This window comes from Vibrio sp. R12-SW3-ISO1, assembly GCF_059834005.1.
This window is the reverse complement of record NZ_JCBDGK010000047.1, coordinates 121,559-136,897: the sequence shown is the minus strand read 5'-3', so window position 1 is coordinate 136,897 and position 15,339 is coordinate 121,559. Positions and strand designations below refer to the sequence as shown.

Below are 15,339 nucleotides of genomic sequence, written 5' to 3'. Positions count from 1 at the left end.
GGAGCAGCCATGAGTGTAGATACAGTGGATGATAAGAGGCACCAAGCGATGAGCATCGGCGCTGAGCGCATTATGGTTCAAGCCGACCAACTCGCTCAGTGCAGCGAGGAACGGGGTGCGCTGACACGCGGATACCTGACCAAAGAGCATCGAAGTGCCCACGATCTGATCGCGAAATGGATGCGCGATGCGGGACTAGAAACCTGGCAAGACAGTGTAGGCAACCAGTGGGGGCGCAAAGTAGGCGGCGACCCTGAGGCGAAAGCATTGGTGCTGGGCTCTCACAGTGACACGGTCAGAAATGCAGGTAAATACGATGGCAACCTCGGTATTATTCTCGCGATTGAAGCACTGTCGCAACTGAAAGAGTGCCGCTTTCCGTTCCACATCGATGTGGTGGCATTTGCAGACGAAGAAGGGATGCGTTTTAACACCACGCTCATTGGATCGAGTAGTGTTGCAGGGCAGTTTGATCCCAACTGGCTCGATATCGCGGATGCCGATGGTATGACCATGGCAGACGCCATGCGTCAGTTTGGACTGGCACCGAGTCTCGCAGGAAATGATGCGCGTAACGATCTGCTTGCCTACTTGGAAGTGCATATTGAGCAAGGCCCAGTGCTAGAAGCGGAGTCATTGCCCGTTGGCATCGTGACCGGTATTGCCGGGGCAAAACGTTTTACCTGCAAGGTAGAGGGCATGGCGGGACACGCAGGCACAGTGCCGATAGATTTGCGTCAGGATGCGCTGTGCGGCGCGGCTGAAATGGTGAGTTTTATTGAACGTTTTGCCAGAGAGCAAGAGATTGTCGCGACGGTGGGTAAACTATCCGTCGCACCGGGTGCGGTGAACGTGATCCCAGGTGCAGTTGAGTTTACTCTGGACATTCGCTCGCTCAATCAGCCGACGCTTGAGGCGTGTTGTGAGGTCGTCATCAACGAGTTGAACTTGATTGCGAAAAAACGTCGCCTACATTTCGACAGTGACAAGATATATCAAGCGAAAGCGGTCCTGTGTGATGCCGCCTTGCAGCAGCAATGGGCCTCAGTCGTTGAGTCGGTGACCGGTCAAACGGCGCGCTGTTTACCGAGTGGCGCAGGCCATGATGCCATGGTGATGGCGAACGTGACCGGCATCGCGATGTTGTTTGTCCGCTGTGAGAAAGGCATTAGCCACCATCCTAAAGAACAAGTGAATCAAGACGATGTCGCGGTGGCACTGGAGTGCTTGATAGGCATGATTGATTCAATGAACCTCAAGGCAAAGTCGCCTTAACGCCCTCTAACTAGGATTCAGTGATGTCGTAATATCTTGCGACATTCTGAGTCACTTTTCCCCACTGTGACTCTTGCACTCGTCGTTGATGCTGCAGAAATGCTTCATGATCGACAAACTCTTCATACACATCAAATCGATGGGTGTCGTCAGGATTTTGCGTGACCTCAAAGCACAGGCAGCCCGGCTCATTTCGAGTGAGTCTACAGTGTGTCTCCAGTTCGGCCAGTACGATATTACGATCTTTGAAGGGAATAATGATATGGCCGGAGAGTGTGACTTTGTTCATTGTGCGTCCTTGGTAGAAAGTGCCTTCAGCATACCGTGCCCATAGGTGAAATCATAGGGATGATAGCGATTAAAAAAACGCCCACTAAGAGCGCGTCTTAAGTGGGCGTTAAATTCGTTAGTCGCGAGCCGGTGGACGGTGCTCACTCATAAATTGCGAGAGTTCCGCCTCGGTGACTTTTCCATCGCCATCGGCATCAATAGAGCTAAAATCACGGGCTAACGGCCCTTTGGCTTCATCAGTGGTGATGTAGCCATCGCTATTTGAATCGATATCGCTAAAACTTGGCGGCGGGCCCTTGCGATCCCCGTCATTTGCACAAGCGGTGGTGATTAACAGAGCGCCGAGTAGCGCGGTACCAATGGTGAGAGTTTTCATCGTATTTTCCTTGTTAACAATGATTGACACACAGCATTGGAGCCTTTGAGTGGGATTTGGTTCGTGGCTTTACATTTTCTTACATTTGACGCTCCCACCAGTGTGAACTGGCGGGAGGGGGAAAAGATTAATGGCTGTGACTAAGGGCCTCTTTAAGTTGCTGACGTTCTTGGTCTGTCATATTGGTTTTGTTGAGAAAGGGCATATCGGTCGACTCGACCGTACGCGCTAGAATCCGCGGGCTCCAGCGCTCAATATCTTGCCAAGAGTCGAAGATTGCGCCACTAGGTGCGACGGTGAACACATCGTCAGTCGGTGTGGCGCTGTGACATTGAGTGCAGCGCTGCTCAATGATCTGCGTCGCTATTTCGATATAGTGAGTACGATTGATATCATCAGCAAGGCCGGAAGTGTCTCCTTCCGACGCGCTCTGTTGATGCAGGGCTGAGTCCTGAGAAGTGGTCGTTTGCGTGGCCACACTGCTTGCGGTTGCCGTTGCGCGCGAGGCTTTATTCGCTTGAACGGATCCCCAACTGACGAAAACCGCGAGAAGCAGCATGGCTATCGAGCTTGAAATGAGTACGCTTGGCTTCGATTTGCCCGCATGCTTAAGGTTAAAGTAATGGCGTAAATACGCGCTGATCACCAAAATCAGCATCCCCACTAACCAACTCAGCGAGTGTTGGTAGATCATCGGGTAGTGATTACTGATCATGAGAAAAATCACGGGCAGGGTGAAGTAGTTATTATGGATAGAGCGGCGTTTTCCCTCCAGTCCGGGAGCCGGATCGACCGCTTCACCCGCCGCAACTTGCGCCACCATTTTACGCTGGCCGGGAATGATTTTATGGAACACGTTGTTGACCATGATGGTACCCATTAATGCGCCCATATGGATAAAGGCACCCCGACCACTAAAGACGTGGGTAAAGCCATAGAAGAATAGCGCACCAAGCGCGATAAGTGCGCCGCAAAATAGCCCAGCGTGACGCGAGAGGGGTGAGCGCATCAATGCTTCATAGACGACAACGCCGAGTGCAATGCCACCCAAGCCCAAACTTACGGCTTGGAGGCTAGTTAAACTCATGACTCTGGGATCAATGAGGTAGGCGGCGGCGTTAAAATAGTACATCCAAATCATTAACGCGGTGCCAGTGATCCATGTCGTGTAGGCTTCCCATTTAAACCAGTGCAAGTTGGTCGGCATGCTTTGAGGTCCAACTTGGTATTTTGCTACTTCGTAAAAACCGCCACCATGCACGGCCCATAAGTCGCCTTTGATACCTTTATCTTTCTTCCATTGCGGTGGATTTTCTAGGCTATTGTCGAGCCAAGTGAAATAGAAACTGGCGCCAATCCAGGCCACCCCACAGATTACATGAAACCATTTGATAAAGAGCGCAAACCATTCGTAGAGTTGTGGCCACATACTGATACATCCTTTTGATAAACTAAATTTCCGTGAACATAAGTGCGTTCGATGACACGCTCATCACCTAAGGTGACAAGGGCGAAGAGTTGCTCATTCAAATCCTGACAGCGCGCTGTACGCTGCTTGAGCATGGGAAACGCGTTGAGATCTAACTCAACAAAATCGGCTTCCGTGCCGACATTGAAGTTGCCAATACAGTGATCCAGCCCCATCGCGACGGCGGCGCCTTGGGTACACAAATATAAGGATTCAAACGCATCGAGACTGATGCCTTGTAATTGACAGATTTTGTAGGCGTCACTTTGGTTTTTAAGCAAGCTCAAACTGGTTCCGCCGCCGACATCACTGGCAATCGAGATGGGAATACCTGCCTCTTTTGCTTGCTGATAGGGAAACAAACCGCTGCCCAAAAACAGGTTCGATGAAGGACAAAATGAGATTGACGCGCCACTGCTCGCCAGCGCGTGTTGTTCCCGCTCACTAAGATGAATCGCGTGACCAAATAGGGCTCTATCGCGAACCAAATGGTTGCGCTCATAGACGCTAAGGTAATCGCTGTCGTCTGGGTAAAGTGATTGAACCCAAGCGACTTCGTTAATGTTTTCGCTTAAATGAGTTTGAATGAAGGTATCTGGGTGCTCATTGGCCAGTTGTCCCGCCTTCGCTAACTGCTCCGGTGTGCTGGTCGGCGCAAAACGCGGCGTGATGGCATAAAGAGCACGGCCATTTTTGTGCCAGCGCTCAATCAAGGCTTTGCTATCACGATAGCTGCTCTCAGGCGTGTCTTGCAGTGCGTCAGGACAGAATCGGTCCATCATCACCTTGCCACAGACCATGCGCGCATCGTAGTCTTGCGCGGCGCTGAAAAAAGCGTTGACCGACTGCGGATGCACTGTGGCATAGACACCGGCTGTGGTGGTGCCGTGGGCAAACAACTGTTGCAGAAAAAAGTCGGCTTGCTGCTTGGCGTAATGGGCATCGCTAAAACGAAGCTCAGTGGGAAAGGTGTAGGTGTTGAGCCAATCTAACAGCTGTTTTCCATAACTGGCGATGATCTCAATCTGAGGGAAATGAACATGAGAGTCAATCATGCCAGGAATCAATAAACCGGAGTGAACCTTGACTCGTCCCTGTGTGAGAAGCTCTTGGTTGGCAGAGTGGGCGAAGAAGGTGTTGGCATCACCCACATGAACGATTTTGCCCTCTTCGATGACCAATACGCCATCGCGCCAATACTCATAGTGCTTTTGGGGCTCAGATGTCGCTGTTGGAAAGTGCAACAAGCTGCCACGGTGAATCTGTTTAGCCATGGTTAACTGCCTCGATAACTGGAGTAAGCGTAAGGAGAGAGCAGCAGCGGAATGTGGATATGACGCGTGTCTGAAACGCTAAAGTGCACGTCCACGTAGGGGAAAAAGGCGTTGGAAAATACGCGTTGGCAGTAGGGGGCGACTAAAAATCGCAGGGTATAACTGCCTGCTGCTAATGGGGTGTTTTCAAAACGGGCGCGGCCATCATCGTCGGTGTGCATGCGGGCGATGGGATCCTGTGCGCCAAGTGGATAGAGTTCCACTTCAATGTTTGCCGCGGGGTGACCGCTGGCGGTGTCGAGGATATGGCAACTGAGCGTGTTCATAAATAAGCTTCCATTCTAATTTGACTGATTTTGATCTGTTCTTGCGCGGCTTCGCGCAGTTCCACTTCTCGGCTTCGACCAATCCGCGATTCAAGCAGTGCAAGCATCTCTTTGGCACTTTTGTTGGTCGCGCAGACGATGAAGATGAAGCCGAATTTCTCTCGGTAGCGCTGATTGAGTGTGAGCAATCGCTCTAGGGTCTCTCTATCGGCGCTGGCCACTTGGCTCTGCTCTTTTTCACTGAGTGCTCGGCCTTGCGCGTATTTCTTTTCTAGACTGGCGAGATCGCCAATCATTGGATGCCCGGCAAAGGCCTCAAGCCAATCTTTCTCTTCAAGCTGCTGGAAGGCACGGCTTGCGCTATGTCGCAGTGCTTCACCGTCTTGAAAGGGTGCCGATTCCATCACCAAGGCTTGCCAGCGCAAACTGGCGCAAATCTGACTGAGCGCGAAGGCATCGAGCTGCGCAATCGGGCGTTTACTTGAGGTATCACTTGTGGTTTTAGCTACAGTCATGCGCATTCCTTTCGAGTTGGGAGGTCACGAGTTGACGAGCGTCGTTGGCCTCGCGCCAAAGCGATTCAGGGCTCGTTTCTATCGCCGAAGATGAGTGGCTGGCAAAGTAAGCATTGAGCTGCGCTGCGACCGAAATAGCCACTTGCATCGGCAGTTTTCCTTTAACATCAGGATGCCCAATCGGGCAGGTGAGGTGCTCAAGCGTGGCCGGGTCGGCCAGTTGCTCTTGCAGGCGATAGCTAAAGCGCTGCTTTTTCCCCTCTGAACCGATTAAACCAACGAAAGCAAACCTGTTGGCATCCAAGGCTTGGCGAGTAATGTCGAAATCGAGGGCGTGATCTTGCGTCATCACCACGATGTAAGCATGGCTAGGTAGCGATGTAAGGGTTTGCGTGACATCCTCGATCAGATGGGTATGAATGTGGGCATCTTTGAGCGGAGCTAACCACTCACTGCGGGTATCGGCAACATGCAACTGGCAAGGCAGCTCAGTTAAGATCCGACACAGCGCTTGGCCGACATGCCCTGCCCCAAACACGACGACGTGTGGTGTTTGGGTAAGGAAATACTCCAACATCACTTGCACACCGCCGCCGCAACACTGGCCAAGATCGGCGGCGAGAGAAAAGCGTTCGATGGTAAGAGTCGATTGGGATGTCGCTAGTCCTTGACGCGCTTTTTCAATCACTTGGTATTCCAAGTTTCCACCACCAAGCGTATCAAACTGGGCGCTCTCGGTGATCACCATCTTAGCGCCTTGATTACGAGGTACCGAGCCGACACTGGCAATCACGGTAGCGATGCAGTAAGCCACACCTTGTGTCTCCAGCTGCTGACAGGCACTGAGCCATGAGAGTGAGCGGGAATGGAGAAGTGGCGAATTAGTCATGGCTGTGCTCCTTCGCTCGTTGCTCGAGCCAGGTCAGTTGGTCTTCGCATGCAGAGAGAATCGCCTCGCCGGTCGCAGGCGCATGCAACAAGGCGGCGTGTTGGTGTTCGCTAATGGACGAGATCGCATCAAAAATGGCGCACCAAGCGCTGATGCCGTGCATAAATGGCGGTTCACCCACCGCTTTAGAGCGATAGATGCTGGTTTCTGGGTTGGGTTTGTCGAACAAATCGATGTGCAACTGTTTGGGGTAATCACCAATGGTGGGGATTTTGTAGTTCATTGGGCTGTTACTGAGTAAACGCCCATCGTCTGCCCAGACCAATTCTTCACAGGTTAACCAGCCTAAACCTTGGATAAAGGCACCCTCAATTTGGCCTTTATCGATGGCCGGATTCAAGCTGTTGCCAACATCGTGGAGGATGTCGACGCGCTCGACGGTCATTTCACCGGTTAGCGTGTCGATCATCACTTCAGAACACGAGGCGCCAAGGGCAAAGTAGTAAAACGGTCGACCGCTCGCGCTGGCTCTGTCATAGCCGATTTTCGGCGTTTGATAGAAGCCGGTCGCGGAGAGGGAAACGCGGTTCATATAGGCCGCTTGTACCAGTTCCGCCCAACTGACTGGCGTTGTGGTACCGATCAATTGACCGCCTTCGATATCGATCTCTGCGACTTGATAATGGCTTTTAGCAAACTCAATCAGCCTTTGTTTGATCTCTGCCGCCGCGTTGTGCGCCGCCATGCCATTGAGATCGGCGCCCGAAGAGGCGGCGGTCGGTGAGGTATTAGGCACTTTATCGGTGCGTGTTGAGGTGACCAGTATGGCGTCAAGTGAGACGCCCAGCGTTTGCGCAACGATTTGGCCTACTTTGGTGTGTAAACCTTGGCCCATCTCGGTGCCGCCGTGTGAGACCTGTACCGAACCGTCGGTGTAGACATGAATCAAGGCGCCAGCTTGATTGAGGTGCTTGGCAGTAAATGAAATTCCAAACTTCACCGGGGTGAGCGCCAAGCCTTTTTTCAGATATGGATGAGTGAGGTTCCATTGCGCAATCGCTTCTCGCCGCTGACGATAATCACAGCGATCTTCGAGCGATGTGATCAGTTCTCGCATCTCTTGGTGTTGAGACACGTCCATGCCGTAAGGCGTGGTGTGCTTATTCTCGTTATAGAGATTGTTAAGACGCACATCGAGCGGGTCTTGGCCGGTGGCAATCGCTAACTCTTGCATCGCTTTTTCTATGACGATCATCCCTTGCGGGCCACCGAAACCACGAAACGCCGTATGAGACACAGTGTCGGTTTTTAAGCGATGACCCACGATGGTCGCTTCACCGAGTGAATAGGCGTTGTCGGCATGAAACATCGCGCGGTCGACAATCGCATCAGAGAGATCCGGTGAGTGGCCGCATAGGCCATGAATGGCAATATCTGCGCCTTGAATGATACCGTTGCGGTCGGCACTCAGTTGATAGCTTTGATAGAAAGGGTGGCGTTTGCCTGTTGCCGTCATATCGAGCGCGCGCGGCAAGCGCAGCTTGACCGCTTGTCGAGTGTAGTACGCACCCAATGACGCTAAGCATGCCCATTGCGCCGCTTGGCTCTCCTTACCGCCAAATCCACCGCCCATGCGGCGCATATCAACGGTGACGCGGTTGAAATCGAGACCGAGCACTTCGGCAATGAGCTTTTGCACTTCAGAGGGGTGTTGAGTGGAACATTGAACAAAAATGCCACCCTCTTCAGTTAGGTGCGCCAAGCTGACTTGACCTTCAAGGTAAAAATGCTCTTGGCCGCCGACATGCAGTTCGCCATTAATCACCACATCCGCGCCTTGCTGCCAGTCGCGCGCTTTGCTTGAGCCCATTTGGTGCGGTGGCAGAAGTGGCGCTTGGCCAACTGCGTCTTGATGGTGGAGTATCACTCGGTCATCGACCTCATACTCCACCTCAGCGAGTGAAGCGGCGCGCCATGCTTGCTGGTGGCTACGTGCCAGCACTAATGCGATGGGCTGGCCGTGGAAATGAATGTGTTGGTCAATTGTCAGCAGTGGATCGCCGGGAAAAATCGCACCGATGTCTTTATGCGCAGGGAGGTCGCGCTCACTCAGCACGGCGACGACACCGTCCGCCGCGCGAACGCGCTCAACGTCCAAACGTGTGATTCGGCCTTTGCTGACGCTACTGGTGATCACCGCCGCATGCAAGCAGCCCGCTGGCGTGGGGTAGTCGTCGACGAAACGGGCCTCGCCGCTGACTTGTCGGTCGGCGCTTTCATGCTTGACGGAGTGGCCAACAATCTTGGATGGCTGTCTGTTTTGAGCCTCTTCAAGTACGGTTAATTTACGCATGGTGCACCAGCCTCACATCAATGTGTTGTGTTTGCAGATAGAAACGTTTGAGCAGGTTTTGCACTAACTTAACTCGATATTGCGCGCTGCCACGGACATCGGACAGCGGCCGAATAACCTCAGGAACCTTCTTTTGCGCCGCATGGACGATAGGGAGGCTCAGAGGACGCCCGACAAAGACTTTCTCTAGTTCGTGGAGGCGCACCGATTTTGCGGCGACTCCGCCAGCGGAAATGATGCAATTCTTGACGCGCTGGTCGCTATCTATCGTCATATTGATGCCTAGGGTGACCGTGGCGATGTCGTCTTCATAGCGTTTGCTTATCTTGTATATCGCGTGATGTTGATTGGGCGCGAGTCTGGGTAGGTGAATCGCACTGATCCATTGATGGCCACGCAATAAGGTTTCACGGTAGCCCGTGATGTAGTCCTCGGGGGCAAACAGCGTTTTCGTCACGCCATCATCCACTTCGATACGTCCGTTGAGGCTCATCAACAGAGGAGCAATATCGCCAATGGGTGAGGCGTGGCCTAAGCTACCGCCAAGCGTTGCGCGGTGGCGAATGGTTAAACTGCCAAGTCTTTCAATCACCTCATCGGCACTGGAGAAATGCTCGCGTGCAAAGGCGTGTACACGGTCCATCGGCACCGCAGCACCGATACGCCAACCAGAGGTGGTCTCTGTGATGGTAAGAAGATCATCGACATTAGAGATGTCGATCAGTTCAGGTAGTGAGCGACCTTGTTGGGTGACTTCCAATGAGAGATCGGTGCCGCCGGCAATCAGTTTAGCGCTCGGCATTTGGGATTTGGCTTGCGCCAGTTCAAGGCGCGTTTTGGGTCTAGCGTAGTGGTGGCAAGCGGCGTCATCGACACTGGCCATCCAGGTTTGCACTGCGCTGGCGTCTTGCTCCAGCGGATCGTCAATTGACTGGCTTGCGATGGTGTTGGCGACCTCGATCAACGGGCCGTAGCCAGTACAGCGACACAAATTTCCTGCGAGGTAGTCACTCGGGTGTGACACTGTCTGTTTTTGCTTTGATAGTGCGTAAAGGGACATCACAATCCCAGGCGTGCAAAAACCGCACTGGGTGCCATTTTTGTCGACCACCGCTTGTTGCACCGGATGCAAGGCTTGCGCTTGTTTGAGGTGTTCGACGGTAATGATTTGCTTACCATGCAGCGCGTGAACGGGGGTGATACAAGCATTGATTTGTTTGTAGCTCAGCTCGCCGTTTGGGTCTGGTTCCACCATTACAACAGTGCATGCGCCGCAATCACCGCTGGCACAGCCCTCTTTTGAGCCGGTTAGTTGTTTGTGTTCGCGTAGGTAGTTAAGCAACATGGTGTCGGCGTCGAGGGACGCAATCTTAACAACCTCACGATTGATCATGAGCTCCAACATAACTTCCTCTGTTCTTATTATCTTGTCCAACTGGTCAACTATTTAGGTAAAAAAAGGCTCGCACCCGTGAGCGAGATGCGAGCCTAGATAGGTTTAGTTAGGAATTTTTGCGTCGATACCTTCGACGTACCAGTTCACACCCGCAAGCTCTTTGTCATTGAGGGTATATCCCGCTGCAATGACTTCGTTGCCTTGGTTATCTTTCATCGGGCCGGTAAACGGATGGAACTCACCTGATTTGATCTTCGCCTCGGTCTCGGCGATGGCGTCTTTGATCTCAGCTGGCAGGTCTGGATTGATCGAGACAATTTGCAGCAACTCATCTTTTAGACCACCCCAATAGTCTTGTGGTGCCCAAGTGCCATCCATCGTTCCCTGTACCGTTTTAATGTAATGCGGTGCCCAGTTATCTCGTACCGAGAACATGTGGGCTTTCGGCGCGAAGTGGCTCATGTCGGAAGCTTGTCCAATCCCCATCACACCGCGTTTTTCCGCAGCAATCAGAGGCGCTGGGCTGTCGGTGTGTTGAATAATGATGTCTACGCCTTGGTCGATGAGCGCGTTCGCGGCGTCAGACTCTTTGCCTGGATCGTACCAAGTGTTGACCCAAACAATTTTCAGTTTCACATCGGGGTTGACACTTTTCGCACCAAGATAGACCGAGTTAATGTCGCGGATCACTTCCGGAATAGGGAAAGACGCGATGTAACCAAGGGTATTGCTCTTTGTCGCCATGCCCGCAGCAACACCAGATACATAACGGCCTTCATAGGTACGAAGGGTGTAGGTGCCAAGGTTCTTGGCCATTTTGTAGCCCGTGGCGTGTTCAAAGGTGATGTTTGGGAAACGTTTGGCGACTTTCAGTGTTGGGTTCATAAAGCCAAACGAGGTGGTAAAGATGACATCGTTGCCTGATTTGGCCAACTGAGTGATCACGCGCTCAGCATCCGCCCCTTCGGGGACGTTTTCGACAAAGGTGGTTTTCACCTTTCCGGCAAAATGTTTTTCCATCTCAATGCGGCCTTGGTCGTGCTCATAGCTCCAGCCATGATCGCCGACGGGACCCACATAGACGAAGCCGACTTTGACTTCATCTTCTGCAAGCGTTGAAGCTGAGAGCAACGAGGTCACTGATAAGGCCACCGCTGTCATCCACTGATTCATTTTCATGAAATTCTCCGTTTTCATTTTTGGTTTGAGTAGTAAGAACCTAAGCTGAAACTGATTCTTATTTATCTGCATAGCAAAAACTTGACCAATTGGTCGTATTTTTAGCTGAAGGGTGAAAATAATCGCGCAACGCCCGTCAAATCTGGTGTGGGGTGAGGTTTACGTGCTTCTTAGTTTCGATGAATTTGAGTGATGCGTGTGGTGGATGAGGGTGGTGTGATTCATTGTTGTGCGAAATGATACCGCCCGTGCACCCTTTTAATGCACGGACGCTATCACCACAACCGCTATTACCACAACCATAAAAACAATCAATGGCGTTTGGGATCAAACGGTTTACCAAGGCTCATTGGCGTTGCCAATTTTTGGCGCAACTCGTTGGAACTGAGTAATACCATCACAACGATAGTGGCGACGTAGGGGGTCATGGCTAATAAGTTGGGCGAGATGTCCAAACCGACCCCTTGCATCATTAAATGCATAATCGACGTTAAGCCGAACAAGTAGGCACCAAGCATCAAGCGGCCCACTTTCCATGAAGCGAAGACCACGAGAGCCAGCGCAATCCAGCCTCGACCTGCTGTCATATTCTCCATCCACATTGGGGTATAGGCTAAAGACATGTAGGCGCCCGCCAATCCTGCAAGTGCGCCGCCCAGTAGTGTGACAAGGTAGCGTACTTTGATCACTTCAATGCCAAGGGCATTGGCCGAATGCGGGTTCTCACCGACAGCACGGATCACCAACCCAGCGCGCGTCCGACTGAGCACCCAAGCACTAACACCGACCAGAACAAAGCTGGCGTAAACCAATAGATCATGTTGAAAAAGCAGCGGCCCAAGAAACGGCAGATCGCTAAGCAGCGGAATTGGTATCGGTTGAAAGCCTTCAAGGGTGGACCCCACTAAACTGCCGCCGAGGAAGGCGCTCAAACCAGTACCAAAAATAGTCAGTGCTAAGCCTGTTGCGACTTGATTGGCACTCAGGCTGAGTGTCAGTACACCAAAAATAAAGGCCATCGTCATACCTGCGACCATAGCAAGGAGAACGCCCATCGCGAGGCTGCCGGTGAAATACGCGCCGGCAAAGCCCGCCATGGCGCCCATCAGCATCATGCCTTCTTGGCCCAAATTCAGTACGCCGGTTTTTTCGCAAATCAGTTCACCAAGGGCGATGATGAGTAGCGGCGTGCCAGTTTTCAATGCTGCTATGAGCAGCGATTGGATAAGTAGTGCGTCCATTAGGCGGCTCCTTGGTGGTCAATTGGGTTAGTTTGAGTGCGGGCGAAAAGCGGTTTCACCATCACCAAGCGATAGTTGATTAAAAAGTCGCACGCAAGGAGGAAGAACAGCAAAGTACCTTGGAATAGGCCTGTCACCGCAGTAGGTAAGCCCAGCTCAATTTGCGCGAGATCGCTCCCCATATAGAGCACGCCCATAAACAAAGCCGCAATCACCACACAAATAGGATTTAAGCGCCCCAGATACGCAACGATGATCGCGGCGTACCCATAGCCTGGAGAGACAGACGGGATCAGTTGTCCAATGGGCCCAGTCACTTCCGCCGCCCCAGCAAAGCCCGCAAGCGCCCCCGCGAGAAGCATCACGCCCCAGACGAGTTTCTTTTCTGAAAAACCGGCGTATTTAGCTGCCGCCTTGGCCTCACCTAACACGCGCAGTTGGTAGCCGGGTAAGGTTCGAAACAAGGCAAACCCCGCGAGCAGCGCGATGCCAATGGTAATGACGATCGCCATCGAAGCACGGCCGGATTCAAATAGCGGGCTTAGCATGACTGCATCGGCAAACATCACGGACTCTGGGAAACCAAACCCTTGCGGGTCTCTTAGCGGGCCATGTACTGCCCAGAGCAAAATATAGAGACCGACATAGTTGAGCATGATGGTGGTTAAAATGATGTTGGTGTGAAAACGTCGGTAGAGTAGGGTAGGGATGGCCGCCCAACCCGCGCCAGCCACAACACCAGCACCGATGGCGAGTACTAGATGAAGTGGACCTGATTGTTCGGTGGCGCTGATGGCAACCGCACTTGCTGCTACGGCGCCAATCAGCAGTTGGCCTTCGGCGCCAATATTCCAAATATTGGCGCGATAGCAGAGCGCCAAACCGACCGCACAGAGCATTAACGGCGTGGATTTCACCAACAACTCGCCGAGGTTATAACTGTCCTCAAACGGCATAACGACAAACACTTCAAAGGCGCGCACCGGACTGACGTCCAGCCAGACAAACAGCAGGCTCGATAGCGCAAGCGTCAGCGTTATCGCAATGAACGGCGATAGCCACATCACCCACTGCGAGCTTTCTAATCTGGGTTCCACTTTAACCATGACTCACCCCCTGCGATTCGCTGCTTGCGCCTTGGTGGGAGGATGGCGATAAAAAGCCACCCGCGATCCATTCACCCAGTTGGTCGATAGAGGTGTCGTCGGTCTTTATGGCCGGAGAGACATGCCCTTCGTAGATGGCGGCGAGGCGGTCACAGATCATAAAGAGTTCATCAATATCTTCTGATACCACCAACACCGCTGCCCCTTGGTCACGCAGTGCAATCAGTTGGCGATGGATGGCGCTGGCTGCGCCGATATCCACGCCCCAGGTCGGGTGAGCGCAAATCAGTAACGTCGGGGATTGAGCGATTTCTCGTCCCATGATGAATTTTTGCAGATTGCCGCCAGAGAGGCTTTTTGCTTGCGATTGCTCATTGCGACACTTGACCTGATTATCTTGGATCAACTGCTTGGCGAGTTGTCTGAGTTTGGGAAACTGAATCAAGCTCTTGTGATTTAAGCGGGCGGCGTGAGTCAGTAGCGTGTTCTCTTCCAAACTCATCTCTGGTACTGCGCCTTGGCCAAGCCGGTTAGCAGGTACATAGGCAAGGCCGCGTTTGCGTCTTTGCCCGGCATCAAGATGTCTAATCGCTTCGTCTTGCCATTGGATGCTGCCCTTACTGGCTCGGGTATCTTCGCCGCTAAGCGCCGCTAGCAGTTCTTCTTGGCCGTTTCCCGCCACTCCGGCGAGGCCAAAAATCTCGCCTGCATTAAGGCGAAGAGCGACGTCTTTTAATGCGCAGCCAAACGGGTGAGAGGCCTCGAGTGACAAGCCTTTCGTGTGCAGGACAGGGGCGCCGCCCTGCACTTTGTCATAGTGCTCTGAGAGGGTCGCATGCTCTCCAACCATCATCCTGGCAATGCTGTTGGGCGTTTCTTGGCTTGGGTCACACTCACCGGTCACTTTTCCGCCGCGTAGAATGACGGCTCGGTGGCATAAGGCGGTCACCTCTTTGAGCTTGTGGCTGATGAATAAAATGGCGCAGCCTTCTAAGGCAAGTTGGTTGAGCACCGTAAATAATCCTTCGATCTCTTGCGGCGCAAGTACTGAAGTCGGTTCATCGAGGATCAATAGCTTCACGTTTTGAATCAAGCAGCGCAATATTTCAACACGCTGTCGTTCACCGATACTTAGGCTATGGACGTAACGATCGGGATCGACATGGAGCTGATATTGAAGACTTTTGTCGATGATCGTCTGTCTTAGGTTGTCGATGGTCGATAGAAAGGTTTTATCCAATCCCAACTCGATGTTTTCTAACACAGTGAGCGTTTCAAACACGGAAAAGTGTTGAAATACCATGCCGATCCCCATCTCTCTTGCTTGGGTCGGTGAGGCAATCGTGACTTCATGGTTGTTCCATAATATCGCACCGGATGTGGGCGTGTTTACGCCGTAAATCATCTTCACTAGGGTCGATTTCCCAGCGCCGTTTTCTCCAAGTAGCGCGAGAATCTCGCCGCTATGGAGTTTTAAATTCACTTTGTCATTTGCGACGACCCCCGGAAACACCTTTGACAGGTTCCAGAGTTCGAGAAGCGGTGCTGTCATGTTGAGCCAAGTCCTTTTGTTTTTTTTTGAATAGTATTGATGGGCTAGATGCAAAAAGCTGACCAATTGTTCAAGCCAACGTTGGGCTAGGCTCGCGA

Annotated in this window: 14 protein-coding genes; 1 reads left to right on the top strand and 13 read right to left on the bottom strand. The window is 52.4% G+C overall.

Annotated features, from left to right (window positions below):
* Positions 1 to 9 precede the first annotated feature (9 nt).
* Positions 10 to 1,275 carry an allantoate amidohydrolase gene (locus tag AC6R0R_RS14870; protein ID WP_500627245.1) on the top strand — a complete coding sequence of 422 codons (1,266 nt, stop codon included), beginning with the start codon at positions 10 to 12 and terminating at the stop codon, positions 1,273 to 1,275.
* Positions 1,276 to 1,285: 10 nt separating this feature from the next.
* Here the strand turns inward: AC6R0R_RS14870 and AC6R0R_RS14865 are convergent, their stop codons facing one another.
* The 13 genes from AC6R0R_RS14865 to AC6R0R_RS14805 form a co-directional block, all read right to left on the bottom strand.
* On the bottom strand, positions 1,286 to 1,564 hold the full coding sequence (locus AC6R0R_RS14865) for a putative quinol monooxygenase (protein ID WP_500627244.1): 279 nt from the start codon (positions 1,562 to 1,564) through the stop codon (positions 1,286 to 1,288).
* A 117-nt stretch (positions 1,565 to 1,681) separates the two neighbouring features.
* Positions 1,682 to 1,942 carry an EF-hand domain-containing protein gene (locus tag AC6R0R_RS14860; RefSeq protein WP_500627243.1) on the bottom strand — a complete coding sequence of 87 codons (261 nt, stop codon included), beginning with the start codon at positions 1,940 to 1,942 and terminating at the stop codon, positions 1,682 to 1,684.
* Positions 1,943 to 2,069: 127 nt separating this feature from the next.
* Complete coding sequence (locus tag AC6R0R_RS14855) at positions 2,070 to 3,371, bottom strand: urate hydroxylase PuuD (RefSeq protein WP_500627242.1); 1,302 nt, start codon at positions 3,369 to 3,371, stop codon at positions 2,070 to 2,072.
* Positions 3,317 to 4,684 (bottom strand): guanine deaminase, encoded by a 1,368-nt coding sequence (guaD, locus tag AC6R0R_RS14850; protein WP_500627241.1) that lies wholly within the window; start codon positions 4,682 to 4,684, stop codon positions 3,317 to 3,319. Before guaD ends, AC6R0R_RS14855 begins: the two co-directional genes overlap by 55 nt.
* A 2-nt stretch (positions 4,685 to 4,686) precedes the next feature.
* Positions 4,687 to 5,010, bottom strand: coding sequence for a hydroxyisourate hydrolase (gene uraH, locus AC6R0R_RS14845; protein ID WP_500627240.1), 324 nt, complete (start codon positions 5,008 to 5,010; stop codon positions 4,687 to 4,689).
* The gene (locus AC6R0R_RS14840) at positions 5,007 to 5,525 is read right to left on the bottom strand and encodes a 2-oxo-4-hydroxy-4-carboxy-5-ureidoimidazoline decarboxylase (protein WP_500627239.1); all 519 of its coding nucleotides are present in this window, start codon (positions 5,523 to 5,525) and stop codon (positions 5,007 to 5,009) included. Before AC6R0R_RS14840 ends, uraH begins: the two co-directional genes overlap by 4 nt.
* Positions 5,512 to 6,414, bottom strand: coding sequence for a xanthine dehydrogenase accessory protein XdhC (xdhC, locus tag AC6R0R_RS14835; protein WP_500627238.1), 903 nt, complete (start codon positions 6,412 to 6,414; stop codon positions 5,512 to 5,514). The genes AC6R0R_RS14840 and xdhC overlap by 14 nt, the downstream gene beginning before the upstream one ends.
* On the bottom strand, positions 6,407 to 8,767 hold the full coding sequence (gene xdhB / locus AC6R0R_RS14830) for a xanthine dehydrogenase molybdopterin binding subunit (RefSeq protein WP_500627237.1): 2,361 nt from the start codon (positions 8,765 to 8,767) through the stop codon (positions 6,407 to 6,409). Before xdhB ends, xdhC begins: the two co-directional genes overlap by 8 nt.
* The gene (locus AC6R0R_RS14825) at positions 8,760 to 10,172 is read right to left on the bottom strand and encodes a xanthine dehydrogenase small subunit (RefSeq protein ID WP_500627236.1); all 1,413 of its coding nucleotides are present in this window, start codon (positions 10,170 to 10,172) and stop codon (positions 8,760 to 8,762) included. Before AC6R0R_RS14825 ends, xdhB begins: the two co-directional genes overlap by 8 nt.
* Before the next feature lie 93 nt (positions 10,173 to 10,265).
* Positions 10,266 to 11,342 carry a BMP family ABC transporter substrate-binding protein gene (locus AC6R0R_RS14820; RefSeq protein ID WP_334551951.1) on the bottom strand — a complete coding sequence of 359 codons (1,077 nt, stop codon included), beginning with the start codon at positions 11,340 to 11,342 and terminating at the stop codon, positions 10,266 to 10,268.
* Positions 11,343 to 11,653: 311 nt separating this feature from the next.
* A complete protein-coding gene (locus AC6R0R_RS14815) occupies positions 11,654 to 12,583 on the bottom strand; it encodes an ABC transporter permease (protein WP_500627235.1) in 930 nt (309 codons plus the stop codon).
* Positions 12,583 to 13,689 (bottom strand): ABC transporter permease, encoded by a 1,107-nt coding sequence (locus AC6R0R_RS14810; RefSeq protein WP_500627234.1) that lies wholly within the window; start codon positions 13,687 to 13,689, stop codon positions 12,583 to 12,585. The genes AC6R0R_RS14815 and AC6R0R_RS14810 overlap by 1 nt, the downstream gene beginning before the upstream one ends.
* Entirely contained in the window at positions 13,682 to 15,241 is a 1,560-nt protein-coding gene (locus AC6R0R_RS14805) for an ABC transporter ATP-binding protein (protein WP_500627233.1), read from the bottom strand. The genes AC6R0R_RS14810 and AC6R0R_RS14805 overlap by 8 nt, the downstream gene beginning before the upstream one ends.
* Positions 15,242 to 15,339: the final 98 nt, after the last annotated feature.

What these genes read in the sequence shown, in the direction of transcription:
- AC6R0R_RS14820 (WP_334551951.1), bottom strand. Translation starts at nt 11,342, where the DNA reads ATGAAAATGAATCAGTGGATGACAGCGGTGGCCTTATCAGTGACCTCG.
- guaD (WP_500627241.1), bottom strand. Translation starts at nt 4,684, where the DNA reads ATGGCTAAACAGATTCACCGTGGCAGCTTGTTGCACTTTCCAACAGCG.
- AC6R0R_RS14810 (WP_500627234.1), bottom strand. Translation starts at nt 13,689, where the DNA reads ATGGTTAAAGTGGAACCCAGATTAGAAAGCTCGCAGTGGGTGATGTGG.
- AC6R0R_RS14815 (WP_500627235.1), bottom strand. Translation starts at nt 12,583, where the DNA reads ATGGACGCACTACTTATCCAATCGCTGCTCATAGCAGCATTGAAAACT.
- AC6R0R_RS14825 (WP_500627236.1), bottom strand. Translation starts at nt 10,172, where the DNA reads ATGTTGGAGCTCATGATCAATCGTGAGGTTGTTAAGATTGCGTCCCTC.
- AC6R0R_RS14865 (WP_500627244.1), bottom strand. Translation starts at nt 1,564, where the DNA reads ATGAACAAAGTCACACTCTCCGGCCATATCATTATTCCCTTCAAAGAT.
- xdhC (WP_500627238.1), bottom strand. Translation starts at nt 6,414, where the DNA reads ATGACTAATTCGCCACTTCTCCATTCCCGCTCACTCTCATGGCTCAGT.
- AC6R0R_RS14840 (WP_500627239.1), bottom strand. Translation starts at nt 5,525, where the DNA reads ATGACTGTAGCTAAAACCACAAGTGATACCTCAAGTAAACGCCCGATT.
- uraH (WP_500627240.1), bottom strand. Translation starts at nt 5,010, where the DNA reads ATGAACACGCTCAGTTGCCATATCCTCGACACCGCCAGCGGTCACCCC.
- AC6R0R_RS14855 (WP_500627242.1), bottom strand. Translation starts at nt 3,371, where the DNA reads ATGTGGCCACAACTCTACGAATGGTTTGCGCTCTTTATCAAATGGTTT.
- AC6R0R_RS14805 (WP_500627233.1), bottom strand. Translation starts at nt 15,241, where the DNA reads ATGACAGCACCGCTTCTCGAACTCTGGAACCTGTCAAAGGTGTTTCCG.
- AC6R0R_RS14870 (WP_500627245.1), top strand. Translation starts at nt 10, where the DNA reads ATGAGTGTAGATACAGTGGATGATAAGAGGCACCAAGCGATGAGCATC.
- xdhB (WP_500627237.1), bottom strand. Translation starts at nt 8,767, where the DNA reads ATGCGTAAATTAACCGTACTTGAAGAGGCTCAAAACAGACAGCCATCC.
- AC6R0R_RS14860 (WP_500627243.1), bottom strand. Translation starts at nt 1,942, where the DNA reads ATGAAAACTCTCACCATTGGTACCGCGCTACTCGGCGCTCTGTTAATC.